Origin of the sequence: Oscillatoria salina IIICB1, assembly GCF_020144665.1 — a bacterium.
In the GTDB taxonomy this organism is placed as follows: domain Bacteria; phylum Cyanobacteriota; class Cyanobacteriia; order Cyanobacteriales; family SIO1D9; genus IIICB1.
Map to the genome: position 1 here is coordinate 13,917 of NZ_JAAHBQ010000034.1, position 17,223 is coordinate 31,139.

Sequence of the window (17,223 nt, forward strand, 5' to 3'; positions counted from 1 at the left end):
CATCCGGGCGATAATTGTCGCCAATTGTGCTATTTCAGCGCGATCGCCGCGCTTAGTTTTTCCCTAGCTTCTCTCACTCTACCAATAATTCTCGACTGTTCGTAACCAGCAGTTTGCAAATTCTTTAAACAATCTTCAGCTTTTTCTGCTGGAATTGTTGCTAGCAAACCGCCGGAAGTTTGCGGATCGAAAAGTAACTGATATGCAGCTAAATTTCTAAATTGCTCGGCATTTTCTAGATAACTAGCAGCACGAAGATTCTGGGTTTGTAAAGAACTCATAATTCCTCGCTTAATTGTTTCCATCGCTCCTGGTAAAATTGGAATAGTTTCTAGATTTAATTCTACGCTAAATCCAGCAGCTTTTACCATTTCTAATAAATGTCCTAATAAACCAAATCCGGTAATATCTGTACAAGCTGTTGCTGAATGTTCGCTAAATATTTTTGCTGCTTCTTGGTTACTCAGCAACATTGAGTTAACTGCTGTTTCAATCCAGCTTCCTTTGGCTTGATAGCGCAGATCTGCCGCAAAAAGAGTACCCGTACCAATTGCTTTGGTAAGAATTAGTAATTCACCTGGTTTCATCCCACTTTTACGCCATAATTTCTCTTCTGTTACTAAACCATTACAATTTAAACCAAAAGCTAATTCTGTACCTTCGGTTGTATGACCGCCAACCAAAACAGTTTGTGATTTTTCTAGTACTTGAATCGCCCCGGAAAGGAGTTGCCAAAGAGTTGCTTCGCTGGCTTTTTCTGCTGCGTAGGGAAGCGTGACTACTGCTAAAGCAGTTTGCGGTTTTGCACCCATTGCAAAAAGATCGTTAAGACAGTGATTAGTCGCGATTTGACCAAAAATAAAAGGATCGTTAATTAAACTGCGGAAATAATCGATTGTCTGGACGATTAATTGATTTGCTGGTACGGAAATAACTGCTGCGTCGTCAGGTGAATTTAGCCCGATAATAATATTACTAGTTTGGTTGATTTTTAGCTGTTGTAAAACTCGTTCGAGGACGTTACTACTAACTTTTGCTCCGCAACCAGCACAACGCATTATTTCGTTATTTAAAGATCCTTGTTTAACTTGTTTTTTTGTGGTAAAATTAGCATTCATATCTGGTAAATCATGGAAGCGAGCCATAAATTTACGGTCAAGATAATCTTTCCAAACCCAGATAAGAGAAGATTGCCAGCCGAAGATACTCCAAGACGCGATCGCGCATTTATTTCCAGTTCCAATTAAACTTAAATAACGCTTTTGTGGTTGATAAGTAACGAGGGATTTGCCTGTAATAATTCGCTGTAAATTTTTCAACAATGGCTTAGCCATTCTCACCGCAAAAACTCCAGCTTTAGGACGAGAATAATTTTTCATCGTCGCAATATCGCCAGCCGCAAAAATATGCGAATGAGAAACAGATTGTAGCGTATCTTTAACCAAGATAAAACCTTTCGAGTCGGTAGCTAATCCGGAAGCGGAAAGCCAATCTGGTGCAGATGCTTGCGTTACCCAAATTGCGCGATCGCAGCCAACTTTTAAGCCAGATTCGCAAATTATTTTGTCGGGAAATACTTCAGTTACATTTTCTGATAAATGCAGTTTAATTTGACGAGCTTGGCAAACTTTTTCTAAGCCTTTGCTAACCCAACTATTATGATTAGATAATAATTCTTTGCCGCGATGAAAAATGTGCATAGTCAACTTCTTTCCTGGCATAATTTTTTCAAGGCGAGTTTGAGCATTTAAAGCTAATTCAACACCACCTGCACCGCCACCGATAATCGCCAAAGAAAGAGGTTTTTCTGGCTGGTTAGCTACTTCTGTAAGTAAATTATCCCAAGCTTGTAAAAATTTCCATACTGGTTTAGCAGGAATTGCATATTTTGCTGCACCAGATACAGAACTTGTAGCGGGAGTGCTGCCAATATCAATTGATAAGTAATCAAAGTAAACCCGAGGATGGTTAGTACAAATAACTTGATTTTTTGCCAAGTCTAAACCAACAGCTTTATCGAGATAAAATTGTGCCTTAGCGAAGCGACAAAGACGTTGTAAATCGATATGAGACTCGTCAAAAGTGTAGAAACCTGCAATCAAACCAGGTAACATCCCGGAATAGGGAGTATGAGTAGTATCGCTGATAAGAGTTAAGCGGATACCTGGAAGAGGAGACATAACCCACATCAAAAGCGCGATCGCGTGGCTGTGTCCGCCGCCAATTAGCACTAAATCTTTTATAATCGGATCGGTTGTTGCTTGCATCGCGAGTGAGTGGCTGAGCTAGGAATTGCATAACTACCTAAATAATAACTGCTAAAGTAATAACTGTCAGCGCAATTTTCTCCTCAAATCCCCAGGATGACTAATAAGCGATCTTCAAGCAAAAATCTTTTTATCTTAGTAGTTGGTTAATTTTCCTTCTCGAGGAAGATTTCTTCGCTGTGTTCGCTAACTTAAACTATTTATATACTGCCTTAAGGCACAATTTTAGGAAAAATAAATTCTTAGGTAATTGAAATGATAAAAGCCGTAATTTTTGACGTAGATGGCACCTTAGTAGACACAGTTGATTTACACGCCCAAGCATGGCAAAAAGCTTTTGCTAAATACGGTTATGAGATTTCTTTAGCTGAATTACGCCAGCAAATAGGTAAAGGAAGTGAATATATTATTCCCGTGTTTATTTCTCAAGCTGAGTTTGAAGAAAAAGGTGAAGATATCGCGGAATATCGGAAGGAATATTTTCAAAATGAGTTGATGTCTCAAGTGCGTCCTTTTGAGAAAGTGCCGGAATTATTTAAACGTATCAAAGCCGATAGCAAAAAGGTTGTTTTGGCGACTTCAGCCCGAAAAACTACTTTAGAAACTTATAAAAAATTGCTTAAAATTGACGATCTAGCTGACGGCGCAACTGCAAAAGACGATGTAGAAAAATCGAAGCCAGAACCGGATATTTTTGCCGCAGCTTTAGCAAAATTATCTGGTATTAGTGCTGAAGAAGTAATTGTGGTTGGCGATAGTCCATACGATGCAATAGCGGCAGGTAAAATTAATTTACGCACTGTTGGCGTACTTTGTGGTGGTTTTTCAGAGGAGGTATTACGAGAAGCTGGTTGTATAGCAATTTATCAAAATCCAGCAGATTTGTTAGCAAATTATGTCGAATCTCCTTTAGCAGAAAATTAGAGAGTTTTGAGGCGATTTGAGGGTAAATTTTCCGGGAACTTAGAAAATAGTAATAACTAAAACGCCGGCAATCATAACTGCTGCACCTGTTGCTCTTGCTTTGATACCTTGTTCGTGAAAAATTAAGTAACCAAGTAGCACGGTAATTAAAGCACTAAGTCTTTTAACTGAGATGACATAAGCAACTAAAGTCATACTAATTGCTTGCATTTGCAACAAAATTGCTGCACCTTGAAATAAGCCGATAGGAATCAAAGTAAGTAAATTTTGCGGGATTTGTTTAAGGCTATGTTTAGCTTTAAATAACATAATTGGTAACATAGCGATAGCAATAAAACTGTAGTTAGCGATCGCCCAAAATGTCGGTGAGGAATTTTCTATTCCTAGCTTGTCAACTGCTGAGGTGATACTCCAAATAAAAGCTACTAGCAACATTAGTTTCGATCCTTTTTCCGTTACCAGTGCTTTTAAGGGAACGAGGTAGCCTTTTTCTTTTTCTTTTAAGTTGAGAATATACGAACCAATGACAATTAAGAAAATGCCAATTGCATCAATCCAGGTGGGATATTCTCCGATGATTAAGGGAGAAGTAATTAACAAAAATAAAGGCGTAAAAGCAATTAAGGGAATGGCAATTGATAAGTCAGAAATTTTTATAGCTTTGATAAAAAAAATGATTGCCACAATATTCAAACTTCCTCCTATTAAGAGGGCAAGTTCAAATTTACTTCCTAACTCAGGAATTTGAATAAAAAATAACAGGGGAAGTAACAGAGGTAAAGTAAAAAACATTAACGCCCAAGAAACAATATATTCGTTAATATTTTTTAAGCCGTACTTGCTAGTTACATCTTTCAAAGATTCAAAAATAGCCGTCAAACTGGCAAAAAGAAACCAAAGCATAATTAAAATTAAGAGATGAATAGTTGAAATTTTACTTGGTATTGCCAAGCAAAAAAAATCAACAATTTGCAGGGTTATGTTAGCGATGTTACACTCGATTTAACACCTTCCGAAAAGAAGATTATGCAAACTGCTGATGTATGCGTACAGGTGCGGTGAAAGTACAATCAAGTGTCAAAAGTGGGAAATTACTGAAAATTAATTTAGCTAGTCATCGTCAAAAATATAGATAAATTAAGACTTATGTCGCCCTCCCACGGTGCAGATTTCTTCTTCAGATATCTTTATATAGTTGGGGTGCTTGGCTTAGTTGGATTAGTTTAGTTTAATCTCGGATACAGTTTTTCCCAAGCTAACTTAGGCTTGAGAGCGAACTGGTTTGAGTAGAATTCTCGTGATTTACAAAAAATGATTTATTATTTAGAAGAAATAGTAAATGAAGTATTAAAACTTTAATAAAAATAAAAAAAAAGTTACAAATCAACCCAAGATTTCCAGCATCAAACAATGAATTTTAGCGATCGCCTACCACAAGCACTCGGATTAAATGCCAGCAAACAAGCCGCGCTAGGACTGATTATACTTATGGCTGCGGGGTTTGCAGGTAATTATTTACGTTGGTCGTTTTTTTTTCACATCGACTTTATTTTCGGGACGATCGCTGTATGGTTGGTAGTCTGTCTTTACGGAAAATCCTGGGGGATCGTCGCTGCACTAATTGCGAGTAGTTGTACCTACTTACTTTGGTTGCATCCCTACGCGATCGTTATCTTTACCTGCGAAGCAATCTTTGTCAGTTACTTATTTCACCGACGCAAGCAAAACATTCTTTTACTCGATGGCATTTATTGGCTAATCATCGGAATGCCTTTAATTTGGTTTTTTTACGCTCATGTATTACAAGTAGAACCGATTCAAGCACGAATAATTCTCTTAAAACAACCTGTAAACGGCATTTTTAACGCTCTCATTGCCAGCTTAATGCTTAACTATTTACCTATCCACAAATGCTTAGATCGTCCGCCCAAACTTAGTAATCTTAGCCTCCGTCAAACATTATTTAACCTCCTGGTAGCCTTTGTCTTTTTTCCCACCCTCGGCTTCATGGCTTGGGATAGCCATCGTGTGGTTGATAACATCAAAACCTCAGCCCAACAAGAACTTAATGCTGTCTCAACTCAGTTAATAAATGAAATCGAAACTTGGCAGCAGAAACATCTACAAGCCTTAAGAAAATTAGCGGAAATTTCTCCATTATCTTTCCGGGAGCGATTACTAACTTGGCAGGCAAATATCCAAATAACTAAAGCTATTTTACCAGATTTTGAGAACATTTATTTAGTGGATTCAGCAGGAAAAATTCGAGTATCAACTTCAGCAATTCAAACCAATTTTCCTAAAAAAATTAACCTATCTTCAGCCCAAATATCAATTACTGAAAGCAAGAATCTTTCCGAAAAAAGACTTATTTTGACTGTAGCGACAGACCAGCAAAAACGCAATTTTATTATTGGTGAAATCAATCTCAATACCTTAGAAAAAATTCTCAAATTAAACACTAACGAACAAGGAAGAGAAATTACTCTCGTAGATCCAAACCAGAGGGTTATAGCTAGTACCAGAAGCAATCTGCAAAGGCAACAAACTTTCGCTCGCCGTCAGGATGGCGAAATTCAACCTTTGAAAGCCCAATCCAGCTATCATTGGTTGCCAACTACAGGCAGTCCCATATTTATGGTACGGTGGACAAACTCCTTTTTTGTCCGGGAATCTTTAATCGCTAACGAGATACCTTGGACATTAATTGTTGAAGTTCCTGCTGCACCCCACGTCCGCTATATCGAACAAGTATATACTAAAGATTTACTAGTTTTAATTGTTATTTCTAGCTTGGCTTTAATCATCGCTGAATTAATTTCTCGTCGTCTTGTCGCTCCTCTTTACCAACTAGCAAAAGTAACTACTAATTTACCTCATAAACTTTTAGAAAGAGAATTAATTCGCTGGCCCCAATCTCAAATTACCGAATTAGCTTCTTTAGTGGATAATTTTCGCTTAATGTCAGTAGCACTCGCCCAAAAATTCCGCGAAATCCATGCTGCTAAAATCTTGCTAGAGCAACGAGTTGCCGATCGCACTCAAGAACTATTAGCAACAAATCGCGAATTAGAAGCAGAAATTAGAGAACGCCAGCAAGTAGAAGCCGCATTGCGAGAGAGTGAAGAAAGATTTCGGCAAATGGCAGAAAATATTAACGAAGTATTTTGGATGAAAGACCGCGATCGCTACACTAATCTTTATACCAGTCCTGCTTACGAAACAATTTGGGGTCGTAGCTGTGCTAGTTTATACCGCGATCCTACTTCTTACCTCGATGCTATTCATCCAGAAGATCGCGAACAAGTAGTCAAAGCCCTGAAGAAGAAATCGATCGGTGACTATAACGAAGAATATCGCATTATCAAGCCTGACGGTTCTGTGCGTTGGATTTGGGATCGCGCTTTTCCGATCGCCAACTCTAAGGGTGAAGTATATCGCATCGTTGGAGTTGCCCGAGATATCACCGATCGCAAACTAGCAGAAGCCCAATTATTACGCAACGCCTTTTACGATCCTCTCACAGAATTACCCAACCGTTCCTTATTTATGGATCGCCTCAAACAAGCGATCGCCCGCACTCAACGAGAACTAAAACGTCGCTTTGCGGTACTTTTCCTCGACTTAGATCGCTTCAAAATCGTTAACGACAGTTTAGGACATTTAGTTGGCGATCGCCTCCTGATCGAAACCGCCCAACGACTCCAAACTTGTTTGCGTCCCGGAGATACTGTCGCCCGATTCGGTGGCGATGAATTCGCTATCTTATTAGATGATGTCAAAGATGTCGGTAAAGCTATCTTAGTTTGCGAACGCATTCAAAAAGCATTAGAATCACCTTTTTTCTTGGACAGCTACGAAGTTTTCACCACTGCTAGTATCGGGATCGCTTTAAGTACCAAAAACGATCGCCAACCAGAAAACTTGCTTCGAGATGCTGATACTGCCATGTATCGTGCCAAAGCCAAAGGAAAGGGTCATTATGCTATTTTCGATCCCACTATGTACAACCAAGTTGTTGAGTTGTTGCGAGTCGAAACCGATCTAAGAAAGGCAATCGAAAGACAAGAATTGCAAGTTTACTATCAACCAGTTATCTGCTTAAAAACTGGCAAAATTATCGGTTTTGAAGCCTTAGTTCGCTGGCAACATTCCCAACAAGGATTAATTTCTCCAGCAGCTTTTATTCCCATTGCTGAAGAAACCGGACTCATAGTTTCGATCGGACAATGGGTATTAGAAGCATCTTGTCGTCAACTGCTCGAATGGCAAGAAAAATTTAGCTTCTCCAGAGATTTGATTATGAGCGTCAATCTTTCCCCGAAACAATTTTGCCAGCGAAGCTTGGTTGCCGAAATCGACAAAATTATGCAAAAAACTAGGATTAATGCCAAAAACTTAAAATTAGAAATTACCGAAAGTGGCATTGTTGAAAATGCCGACTCTGCCGCCCAAATCTTAGCTCATTTGAAAAACTTAGGCGTACAATTGTGTATTGACGACTTTGGTACTGGTTACTCATCTTTGAGTCGCTTGCATCAATTTCCCATCGATACTTTGAAAATCGATCGCTCATTTGTGAGCAGAATGGAACGAGAAAGTGAAGGCATCAAAATAGTTCAAGCGATCGTCACTCTTGCTCATAACCTGGGTATGGATGCGATCGCCGAAGGAATAGAAACACAAATGCAGCTAGAACAACTAAAAGCTTTGCAATGCGAACAAGGACAAGGTTACTTTTTTGCCAAACCTTTAGATAATAAAGCAGCAGAAGAATTATTAGCAAAATCACCACAATGGTAAAATTAAACTTTGCTCGTTAATTGAAAAATTCTTCACTAAAAAATAACCAGATGAAACGCCGACAGTTTGTTACCAATAGCGCGATCGCTGCCACTAGTACGGTCGCGATCGCTGCTTGCAACCAAAATACCACCACAACCACCACTGGTAGCTTACCCAGAATAGACTGGCGCATGGCAACCAGTTGGCCCCAATCCCTCGATACAATCTTCGGCGGCGCAGAAACCGTTTGTCAACGAGTTAGCGAAATGACTGACGGACGTTTCACGATCGCGCCCTTCGCGGCTGGCGAAATTGTCGGCGGCTTAGAAGTTTTGGACGCAGTCCAAAGCGGCGCCGTCGAATGCGGACATACTGCTAGTTACTACTACGTTGGCAAAAATCCCGCCCTCGGTTTTGGTACCGCAATCCCCTTTGGCTTCACCCCCCAACAACAAAATGCTTGGCTATATCACGGCGGCGGTTTAGAAGCCATGCGAAAAATTTATTCTGACTTTCAAATCATTAACTTCCCCGCCGGAAATACCGGAACCCAAATGGGCGGTTGGTTTAAGCGACAAATCAACTCCATTAGCGATCTCAATGGCTTAAAAATGCGTATTCCTGGATTAGGCGGACAAGTAATGTCTCGCTTAGGAGTTAACGTTCAAGTCTTACCCGGAGGCGAAATTTTCCTCGCTTTAGATCGCGGCGCGATCGACGCCGCCGAGTGGGTTGGACCCTACGACGACCTCAAATTAGGCTTGAACGAAGCCGCCAATTTCTATTACTATCCTGGTTGGTGGGAACCAGGAGCAACTTTAGAAGTCCAAGTCAATCAATCTGCTTGGGAGAGATTGCCTCAAGAGTACCGCCAAGTCCTGGAAACTGCTACCTATGAAGCTAATCTAAATATGCTTTCTAAGTATGATGCTTTGAACGGAGAAGCACTACAAAAAATCCTTGCTGGTGGCACTCAACTAACTGCTTATCCCCAAGACGTTTTGGCAGCAGCACAAAGAGAATCTTTCGCTCTCTATGAAGAAAATGCCAGTCAAGATGCCTCTTTTCGAGAAGTTTACGAACAGTGGCAAAATTTCCGCCAACAAGTTTCTGAGTGGAATAGTCTTAATCAATTAACTTTTGAAAATTTTGTCGTCCAAAATTCGGTTTAATTATTAACAACTATGCCCCAAATATTAATTACAGGCGGAAGTGGTTTTTTAGGTGGAAATCTTTGTCAACTCGCTAAACAAAACTGGCAAGTGTATGCAACTTATAACCAGCACAAAATTGCTCTTGACGACGTGAATTTCTTGCCAACTGACTTAACAGATTTTACTCAACTTAAACTTCTGTTTGCTGAAATCAAACCAGCAGCAGTTATTCACACTGCCGCCCAATCTCAACCTAACTATTGCCAAACTCATCCCGACGAATCATTTCTAATCAACGTCACTGTTTCTCATAATATTGCTGGTTTATGTGCAGATTATGCTATACCTTGTATTTTTACTTCTACAGACTTAGTATTTGATGGTTTAAATGCTCCCTATCGCGAAACTGATTCTACCACTCCAATTAATACTTATGGCGAGCAAAAAGTTTTGGCTGAAACAGGAATGTTAGAACGCTATCCCCAAACAGCAATTTGCCGAATGCCGTTAATGTTCGGTCAGGCTACCCCGACAGCTTCTAGTTTTATTCAACTATTTCTCAAAGCACTACAAGACGGTAAAAATTTAAGTCTATTTACTGATGAATTTAGAACCCCAGTAAGCGGTAAAACTGCTGCTCGGGGCTTATTATTAGCTTTAGCAAAAAAAGTTACAGGTATTTTACATCTAGGAGGAAAAGAGCGCATTTCTCGCTATGATTTTGGTTGCTTAATGGCAGAAATTTTTGGTTTTTCTCAAAAGCAAATTACTCGTTGTTTGCAACGAGATGTCCCGATGGCTGCACCAAGACCATCTGATGTTTCTTTGCACAGCGAAAAAGCTTTTAGTTTGGGATATCAACCTCCATCTTTGCGAACCGAGTTACTAGAGGTTAGAAACTGCGGCTTGGGGAGACAAGGAAGAGGGGGATGAGGGGGATAAACTGGTTGCTGTTCGGCGATCGCCCTATCCCCAAAAATCTCTTTGCCAAAAAAAAAATTCAAAAGGGGGTGACACACCCCACCCCAGTTGTGCTATAATCTGTTATATTGATGCACCCTGATGATCGGGAGGGTCACATTCTGTGGCTCTCTTTTTTGTCTCTGTCTATCTTACGTGCCGAGAAGAGCCTTCAAAGAAGTATAAATGGCTTGTTAAGGTCAAAAGATCGCGTCTGGGAAAAATGTCTTTACCCTATTAAGTCATTTTACCCGATCGTTTTGTATTCTACCATAACCCCCTGCTTTTAACCCCATCTAAATCAAGGATTTTAGATGCAGACTGCACAAAAGGTTTAGTTCAATATTAGAGCAATTGAAAATAAAAGGCAACAAACTTTTTAGCTGTTATAGATCCTAATATATATAAGTAAAATTTTCACTTAATGAATATAGTCCGCATTGGCGGGCTAATTTTTTTAGTAATAATACTTGAGAAAGACGAACAGCAAATTTAATTCAATTTTGTACTCATTTAGATTTATTTCTCTTGCTAGAAGCACGATGCTTTCTAGAAATTTAAATTAAAAGTAATTGACGTAAGGAGATGATAGTTATGAAACGTTTATTTTTAGGAACTTTGTCTGTGTTAATGTTGTCTGCGGCGGGTATTCCTGCGGCTCAAGCAGAAGTTAATCAAGATAGTTCAATTCAATCTTATGGCTATTCCGAGCAGGAATATCGCACAACTCCTTTTGATTTGATGGGTAATGCTTATAATGGTGCTTATGAAGAAATGGGTATTTCTAGTGGCACAAATTTACTGAGAGATTATCAAGCAGGAATGGTGACTGCTGAGGATATTGTGACGGCTGGTATTCGCGATGGCGATATTCCCGCACAAGCTTTACAAGATCCAGAATATGTAGGTAAAGTTAAGCGTCAGCTTGATGTTTTGAGTAGAGATGTTTAGGTTTGAAAAAAATACTTCTCTATGTAATAGATTACTCTAAAGATTTACCTTTTCCTCATCCTAGAGAATGAGGAATTTTTGTATAAATCTTCTCAAGCAGAAATTAAGCGATCTGAAACAAAATTCCTTAGCGAACTTTGTTTGCACCTACTTGTTCGCGCCGTGTTTCCGTAGGAGAAGTGAGAACGGCTCCGCCGAATGGGCGAAACTAAATAATATGCGGATGGCGAGATTTGAACTCGCACAGCTTTCGCCACACGCCCCTCAAGCGTGCGTGTCTACCGTTCCACCACATCCGCAAAAACATAGCTTTGTTTAATATATCACATCAAAAACGAGTTTTGGGTTAAACAGGAGAAATTATTTATGAGGAGCGATCGCTAAAAATAGTTAAGATAGTGGCAGAAGGCTCGCTCTCGTCTTGGGGCTGAGGTCGTGTCTGTTGGTTATTTGCCCGGTCGTATTTGTCTGGAAAATGAATTTATCTCTAAAAGAAAATAACAATATATTAATCCGACCCCTACTATATCGCGATTGGGAGGTGGTAGAGTCTCTTGTTGCTGAGGATCGCCCTGAAGATGGTAATGGTGCTTCGGTAGCTCATCGCCAACTAGAAAATCTCCGTCGCTGGTATGGAATACTTAAGTTGTTAAGTTTTTTTCCTAATCCTTGCCAACATGACCTTTGCGTGTATGTCGCTGAGTTAGAAGGAACGGTTTGCGGTTTAATTCAAGTTGCACCCTTCAACAAAACTCGCAGCACTTGGCGGGTTGAGCGGGTAATTGTCGCTCCTGGGGCTTCTCAATTAGATGTGGGCTCTCAATTATTGCGTCACTGTTTTGAAACGATTTGGGAAGCGCGTACTTGGATTATTGAAGTTAATGTTAATGATAGCAGCACCTTGGCATTATACCGACAAAATGGCTTTCAGCCCCTAGCACAAATGACTTATTGGGCGATCGCTGCGGAGTTGTTAGCGGATTTGGCTGCACAAGAGCCAGATTTGCCTAATCTCTTACCAGTTAGCAATGCTGATGCTCAACTATTGTATCAGTTAGATACTGTTTCTATGCCGCCACTGCTACGCCAAGTTTTCGATCGCCACATCCTCGATTTCAAAACTAGCTTTTTGAATGCTTTCTTAACTAATGTTAGACAGTGGTTAAACCATTCTCAAAAAATTAGTAGCTATGTCTTCGAGCCACAACGTAAGGCAGCGATCGGTTATTTTAAACTACAATTGGCTCACAATAACAGCCAACTGCATCAAGCACAGCTAACTGTTCATCCAGCTTACACTTGGTTATATCCTAAGTTACTTTCGCAAATGGCGCAGATTGTGGTTCAAACTTCGCCCCATCATGCTTTACAATTAGCTTCTGCTGATTATCAACCGGAGCGAGAAGAATATTTGGAAAAAATTGGTGCTAATCGCATCGAACATACTTTATTAATGTCTCGTTCGGTTTGGCATAAACTAAGGGAAACTAAGCCAGTTTCTCTCGAAGGTTTGCAACTGTCTGAGGTACTCCAAGGTTTACAACCCGCACGCACTCCGATTCCAACTCGGATGTCTTGGCTAAAATCAGTTACAAAGTTACCAAATAATAGTAAACTAGATATTTCTACTTCAGAATCAACTCTGAATAATTCGAGTTCTCAAAATGATTCAGCACCGACTGAGACAAATGAATCAACAGAAAATGGTCATCTGAGCTAATTAATGAGCAAAATTTCGGCACTAGGATTAGATGTTGGCAAAAAACGCATTGGTGTTGCGGGATGCGATGGCTTAGGTTTGATTGCGACTGGTTTGACGACGATTAAACGTAGTTCTTTTAATCAAGATGTGGAACAATTAAGTCAGTTAGTTGCAGAACGCGAAGTAAATGTCCTGGTAGTTGGTTTACCTTATGCTCTGAATGGATCTTTAGGATACCAAGCGCAACAAGTGCAGAAGTTTGCTCAAAGAGTCTCAGCCGCTTTAAGTTTACCTGTAGAGTATGTAGATGAAAGATTGACTTCGATTGAAGCTCAAGGGTTAATTATCGCTCAGGGTGGCTCTCCTTCTCGTAATAAAGCACTGATCGATCGCAAAGCTGCGGCGATTATTTTACAACAGTGGTTGGACGAACGCCGCTCGGCAAAATAGTTAAGTTTTTTATTCTTGACATTAAAATAAAAAGGTGGTAAGAGATTACAGCGATCGCGTAGTTATTGAAGACCTCGGCAGACAATCTTCCACTATTTAAGAATCGAATGATAACATGGAAAATTGCGGCAGAAAATAACATCGAGTTGAGAATACTATGAGTCTGACACAACAACGCAAACAAGAATTAATGTCTGAATATCAGGTTCACGAAACTGATACAGGTTCGGCGGATCTGCAAGTGGCAATGCTTACCGAAAGAATCAATCAACTGACAAAACACCTCCAAGCGAATAAACAAGATCATTCTTCTCGTCGAGGCTTGTTAAAAATGATCGGTCGTCGTAAGCGTCTGTTATCTTACATTCAAAAGCAAAATCGCGATCGCTATAAAAATTTGATTACTCGTTTGGGCATTCGCGGTTAAAAAAATAAGGTATAGTTATGGTTTCTGAATCCGAAGAACGAGATCGCTTACCGTTTGAACCTCGTCAGAAGAAGAAAAAAACACCGAAAAAAGCACCAACTGCAACTCCAGCAACTACGGAAAAACCGAACAAAAGCCGATCTGATGCTCAATTAAAGGGCGCTGTCCCGGAAGTGGTCAGTAAGCGGATGATCCGCCGGATGGCTTTGTTTTGCGGGATTCCTACGGTTTTGGGAATCGGCTCTTTTATCGTCAGCTATTTTATTGTCAGCAAAGATTGGTTCGATTTGCCAACAGTAGCGGTACTGTTGATAAGTATGGCATTCTTTGGTTTAGGTGTTGTCGGTTTGAGTTATGGCATCTTTTCCGCTTCCTGGGAAGAAGAAAGAGTCGGCAGTTGGTTGGGTTTTGCCGAGTTCAAAACGAACTTTGGACGCACAGTTGCCGCTTGGCGATCGCAACGACAAGAGGCAAAAGGAGACTAAAGAAACTATTAGCGAAAGTTTATCCTTGGGCTTCGGCAACGTAAACTTAAGATAATTGGCGATTCTCAACGAATTTGCTCCGAAACAGTTTCATAAATCACTAAATTTACTCATTAGGAAATTTTGCCATGATTGTAGTTATGAAGGTTGGTTCCCCAGAAGCCGAAATTGAGCGCATTAATTCGGAGTTTGAAGACTGGGGTTTGACTCCCGAGAAAATTGTCGGTAAGCACAAAGTTGTCATTGGTTTGGTGGGCGATACCGCCGCCCTCGATCCTTTGCAAATTGAGGAAATTAGCCCTTGGATTGAGCAAGTTTTACGGGTAGAACGTCCTTACAAACGGGCTAGTCGCGAGTTTCGTCACGGTGAAGCTAGCGAGGTGATTGTTTCTACTCCCGAAGGTCCGGTTATTTTCGGCGAACATCATCCAGTAGCGATCGTTGCTGGTCCTTGTTCGGTGGAAAACGAGCAGATGATTGTGGAAACGGCAAAACGCGTCAAAGCGGCTGGGGCGAAGTTTTTGCGCGGTGGGGCTTACAAACCTCGGACTTCTCCTTATTCTTTCCAAGGTCACGGTGAAAGTGCGCTGGATCTGTTGGCTGCTGCGAGGGATGCTAGCGGGCTGGGAATTATTACTGAGGTAATGGATACTGCTGATGTGGAAAAGGTTGGCGAAGTTGCTGACGTGCTACAAATCGGCGCCAGAAATATGCAAAATTTCCCTTTGTTGAAGAAGGTGGGAGCGCAGGATAAGCCTGTGTTACTGAAGCGGGGAATGTCGGCGACGATTGAAGAGTGGCTGATGGCTTCGGAATATGTTTTGGCTGCGGGAAATCCGAATGTGATTTTGTGCGAACGGGGAATTCGGGCTTTCGATCGCCAGTATGCTCGCAATACTCTCGATTTGGCGGCGATTCCTGTGTTACGCGAGTTGACTCATTTACCGATTATGATCGATCCGAGTCACGGTACCGGACGGGCTGAGTATGTTCCGACGATGGCGATGGCAGCGATCGCGGCTGGTTGCGATGCTTTGATGATTGAAGTTCATCCTAACCCGGCGAAGGCTCTTTCTGATGGGCCTCAGTCTTTGACTCCAGAACGTTTCGACCGTTTGATGACTGAGTTGTCGGCGATCGGTAAGGCTGTTAATCGTTGGCAAGAACCTGCGACGGTTTTGGCTTAGTTTTCGTTTTTTTGATGTAGAGGCGCGTTATACCACGCCTCTGCATATTTTTTTGTTTTTCGTTACAAATCTTTGTTAAATTCCTTTGTATGTAGAGGTGTAGTAGTCCTACATCTCTACATATTTTTTATTGTTTCCCGTTTCCATTAATTCAACTTCCGAAGAAGTCGTAAGGGCGATACGAAGAGACCAAAAGAAAAGGAAGGGTCTTGTTTCCATTAATTCAACTTCCGAAGAAGTCGTAAGGCTTTGCCTTCTGGAAATTTGTGGTGAAATACTGGGCGTTTCCATTAATTCAACTTCCGAAGAAGTCGTAAGCCGAGAAATTTTATCCAATGGTTCAAAAGCCGCAATTGTTTCCATTAATTCAACTTCCGAAGAAGTCGTAAGCGAAATTATATCAGGTTGTAAATGGTGCCGAACAAGTTTCCATTAATTCAACTTCCGAAGAAGTCGTAAGAGGGTGGATCTAGAACCCCCTTGATAAAAGGATTATACCCCCCAAAATTCCCGGGGTCAAGCAACTAGCCAAATAATTGATAAAAATTATCATTAATCTCCTTCATTGGGAAGCTGAAATCAATACAGGATAAGGCATTCAAGGGGGTCTACGTAAGAATAAGGTTTTCAGCGATTTGTCAACCCCCTCGAAAATGCAGTGACATTCTCTAAAACTGTAATCTGTGATGAGCGCGTTGGAGAACATCACCTTCGGCTTCTTGGGGGTACTTAGGACAGTCTATTTGTTCTCCAGTTGAAAGAAAAGCAAACCTATCTAATTCTACATCAATCCCAATACTATTAGCTTCTGTAGGGATAACTAGAGCGAGCGATTTTCTACACGAATTTGTTAATTTGTCAATAAGTAAATACTCTTTGTAAAACGCGATCGCCACTTGCTAAAATTACTTAACTGTTATATACTTAAAACTGAAAATCACTGCATTAACTCTTATCGTTTGCTTACGAGAAACTACTGGCAATATATATGAAAAAATCTTTGGGTTTTAAGTATTATCTCGGATGGATTTTCAAGTGAATAATGAATAATTTATTAGTCAAGTAAATTCATCTCAGCGACCATGAAAGAAGTTTTTAGCTTAATCAAAGAAAAAAATTGCCAACTTGCTCAACTACCTTTATTTGAGTTCATGCAAGATCGGAGCATACATCCAGCACAAAGGTTAGTTTTTGCTCCTTGTTTAATACCCTTAGTTATGGGTTTTGCGGATTTGTGGAAAGAAGTTTTCCGAAAAGAACCAACAAACAATCCCATGCAACAAATTCTTAACAAACATACTTACGAAGAAGAAAATCATTGGGAATGGTTGCTAGAAGACTTAAAAAAATTGGGCTTAGACCCCTCAGAAAATTATACTGATACAGTAAGATTTCTTTGGGGAGAAGAAACCCAGAAAACTCGCCAAGTTTGTTTTATTCTTCACCAATTTGCCAATCAAGAAAATCCGGTTTTCAAGCTAGTCGTCGCCGAAGTAGCAGAAGTCACAGCAAATTTATTTTTCTCAATAACTCAGAAAGTAGCTTGGGAACTTGAGGAAATAACTAAACAAGAATATCCATATTTCGGAGATTGTCATCTAAATAGTGAGGCAAACCACAACATTAACAAGACAGAAGTGATCGATGGTTTTGAAGCAATAGAACTGACCGAACAAGAGCGTCAGTTAGCTTTTGAGATAGTTGAAAAAGGATTTGAAGCTTATACAGAAGCAATCAATGAATGGTTCGTATATGCTCAAAAACATCAAAGATCGCCATCCTTGCAAGTTGCATAATTAAGATGGTTCATAAATAATGAAGTGACATTTGGCTTTATACTTAGTTTCCCTTAAGTTAAAGCCAAATGCACAAGCTATAGCAAGCGAACAGTAAACAGCGATCGCCGCCTATGGTAGCACTGAATTCCTAAT

Annotated in this window: 13 protein-coding genes, 1 tRNA gene and 1 CRISPR repeat array; of the genes, 11 read left to right on the plus strand and 3 right to left on the minus strand. The window is 40.3% G+C overall.

The window, feature by feature from the left end; translation table 11 throughout:
• Positions 1-29: 29 nt before the first annotated feature.
• Complete coding sequence (gene selD, locus G3T18_RS11785; RefSeq protein ID WP_224410752.1) at positions 30-2,267, minus strand: selenide, water dikinase SelD; 2,238 nt, start codon at positions 2,265-2,267, stop codon at positions 30-32.
• Between the two features lie 255 nt (positions 2,268-2,522).
• Between selD and G3T18_RS11790 the strand changes: the two genes are divergently transcribed.
• Positions 2,523-3,191 (plus strand): HAD family hydrolase, encoded by a 669-nt coding sequence (locus G3T18_RS11790; protein ID WP_224410753.1) that lies wholly within the window; start codon positions 2,523-2,525, stop codon positions 3,189-3,191.
• Positions 3,192-3,230: 39 nt separating this feature from the next.
• On the opposite strand, the gene G3T18_RS11795 is transcribed toward G3T18_RS11790, so the two are convergent.
• Positions 3,231-4,094, minus strand: coding sequence for an EamA family transporter (locus G3T18_RS11795; protein WP_224410754.1), 864 nt, complete (start codon positions 4,092-4,094; stop codon positions 3,231-3,233).
• Between the two features lie 507 nt (positions 4,095-4,601).
• Between G3T18_RS11795 and G3T18_RS11800 the strand changes: the two genes are divergently transcribed.
• The 4 genes from G3T18_RS11800 (at position 4,602) to G3T18_RS11815 (ending at position 11,041) form a co-directional block, all read left to right on the plus strand.
• Positions 4,602-7,994: a bifunctional diguanylate cyclase/phosphodiesterase gene (locus G3T18_RS11800; protein ID WP_224410755.1), complete on the plus strand. Its 3,393-nt coding sequence runs from the start codon at positions 4,602-4,604 to the stop codon at positions 7,992-7,994.
• A gap of 50 nt (positions 7,995-8,044) precedes the next feature.
• A complete protein-coding gene (locus tag G3T18_RS11805; protein ID WP_224410756.1) occupies positions 8,045-9,148 on the plus strand; it encodes a TRAP transporter substrate-binding protein in 1,104 nt (367 codons plus the stop codon).
• A gap of 12 nt (positions 9,149-9,160) precedes the next feature.
• Positions 9,161-10,063 (plus strand): SDR family oxidoreductase, encoded by a 903-nt coding sequence (locus G3T18_RS11810; protein ID WP_224410757.1) that lies wholly within the window; start codon positions 9,161-9,163, stop codon positions 10,061-10,063.
• 621 nt (positions 10,064-10,684) lie between these two features.
• Positions 10,685-11,041: a hypothetical protein gene (locus G3T18_RS11815; RefSeq protein ID WP_224410758.1), complete on the plus strand. Its 357-nt coding sequence runs from the start codon at positions 10,685-10,687 to the stop codon at positions 11,039-11,041.
• 218 nt (positions 11,042-11,259) lie between these two features.
• Here the strand turns inward: G3T18_RS11815 and G3T18_RS11820 are convergent.
• Positions 11,260-11,340 (minus strand) — tRNA-Leu (locus tag G3T18_RS11820).
• 176 nt (positions 11,341-11,516) lie between these two features.
• Here G3T18_RS11820 and G3T18_RS11825 point away from each other — a divergent pair.
• The 6 genes from G3T18_RS11825 to G3T18_RS11850 all read left to right on the plus strand — a co-directional run bounded on the left by G3T18_RS11825 (position 11,517) and on the right by G3T18_RS11850 (position 17,088).
• A complete protein-coding gene (locus G3T18_RS11825; RefSeq protein WP_224410759.1) occupies positions 11,517-12,761 on the plus strand; it encodes a GNAT family N-acetyltransferase in 1,245 nt (414 codons plus the stop codon).
• Positions 12,762-12,764: 3 nt separating this feature from the next.
• Complete coding sequence (ruvX, locus tag G3T18_RS11830; RefSeq protein ID WP_224410760.1) at positions 12,765-13,193, plus strand: Holliday junction resolvase RuvX; 429 nt, start codon at positions 12,765-12,767, stop codon at positions 13,191-13,193.
• A gap of 157 nt (positions 13,194-13,350) precedes the next feature.
• Complete coding sequence (gene rpsO / locus G3T18_RS11835) at positions 13,351-13,620, plus strand: 30S ribosomal protein S15 (protein WP_224410761.1); 270 nt, start codon at positions 13,351-13,353, stop codon at positions 13,618-13,620.
• A gap of 17 nt (positions 13,621-13,637) precedes the next feature.
• The gene (locus tag G3T18_RS11840) at positions 13,638-14,105 is read left to right on the plus strand and encodes a PAM68 family protein (RefSeq protein ID WP_224410762.1); all 468 of its coding nucleotides are present in this window, start codon (positions 13,638-13,640) and stop codon (positions 14,103-14,105) included.
• A 128-nt stretch (positions 14,106-14,233) separates the two neighbouring features.
• A complete protein-coding gene (aroF, locus tag G3T18_RS11845) occupies positions 14,234-15,292 on the plus strand; it encodes a 3-deoxy-7-phosphoheptulonate synthase (RefSeq protein WP_224410763.1) in 1,059 nt (352 codons plus the stop codon).
• A 139-nt stretch (positions 15,293-15,431) separates the two neighbouring features.
• Positions 15,432-15,752: direct repeats of the CRISPR family, unit length 35 nt; unit sequence GTTTCCATTAATTCAACTTCCGAAGAAGTCGTAAG.
• Positions 15,753-16,374: 622 nt separating this feature from the next.
• Positions 16,375-17,088 (plus strand): hypothetical protein, encoded by a 714-nt coding sequence (locus G3T18_RS11850; protein WP_224410764.1) that lies wholly within the window; start codon positions 16,375-16,377, stop codon positions 17,086-17,088.
• Positions 17,089-17,223 lie beyond the last annotated feature (135 nt).

Coding starts and splice junctions, on each gene's coding strand:
- selD (WP_224410752.1), bottom strand. CDS start 2,267: ATGCAAGCAACAACCGATCCGATTATAAAAGATTTAGTGCTAATTGGC.
- G3T18_RS11790 (WP_224410753.1), top strand. CDS start 2,523: ATGATAAAAGCCGTAATTTTTGACGTAGATGGCACCTTAGTAGACACA.
- G3T18_RS11795 (WP_224410754.1), bottom strand. CDS start 4,094: ATGCTTTGGTTTCTTTTTGCCAGTTTGACGGCTATTTTTGAATCTTTG.
- G3T18_RS11800 (WP_224410755.1), top strand. CDS start 4,602: ATGAATTTTAGCGATCGCCTACCACAAGCACTCGGATTAAATGCCAGC.
- G3T18_RS11805 (WP_224410756.1), top strand. CDS start 8,045: ATGAAACGCCGACAGTTTGTTACCAATAGCGCGATCGCTGCCACTAGT.
- G3T18_RS11810 (WP_224410757.1), top strand. CDS start 9,161: ATGCCCCAAATATTAATTACAGGCGGAAGTGGTTTTTTAGGTGGAAAT.
- G3T18_RS11815 (WP_224410758.1), top strand. CDS start 10,685: ATGAAACGTTTATTTTTAGGAACTTTGTCTGTGTTAATGTTGTCTGCG.
- G3T18_RS11825 (WP_224410759.1), top strand. CDS start 11,517: ATGAATTTATCTCTAAAAGAAAATAACAATATATTAATCCGACCCCTA.
- ruvX (WP_224410760.1), top strand. CDS start 12,765: ATGAGCAAAATTTCGGCACTAGGATTAGATGTTGGCAAAAAACGCATT.
- rpsO (WP_224410761.1), top strand. CDS start 13,351: ATGAGTCTGACACAACAACGCAAACAAGAATTAATGTCTGAATATCAG.
- G3T18_RS11840 (WP_224410762.1), top strand. CDS start 13,638: ATGGTTTCTGAATCCGAAGAACGAGATCGCTTACCGTTTGAACCTCGT.
- aroF (WP_224410763.1), top strand. CDS start 14,234: ATGATTGTAGTTATGAAGGTTGGTTCCCCAGAAGCCGAAATTGAGCGC.
- G3T18_RS11850 (WP_224410764.1), top strand. CDS start 16,375: ATGAAAGAAGTTTTTAGCTTAATCAAAGAAAAAAATTGCCAACTTGCT.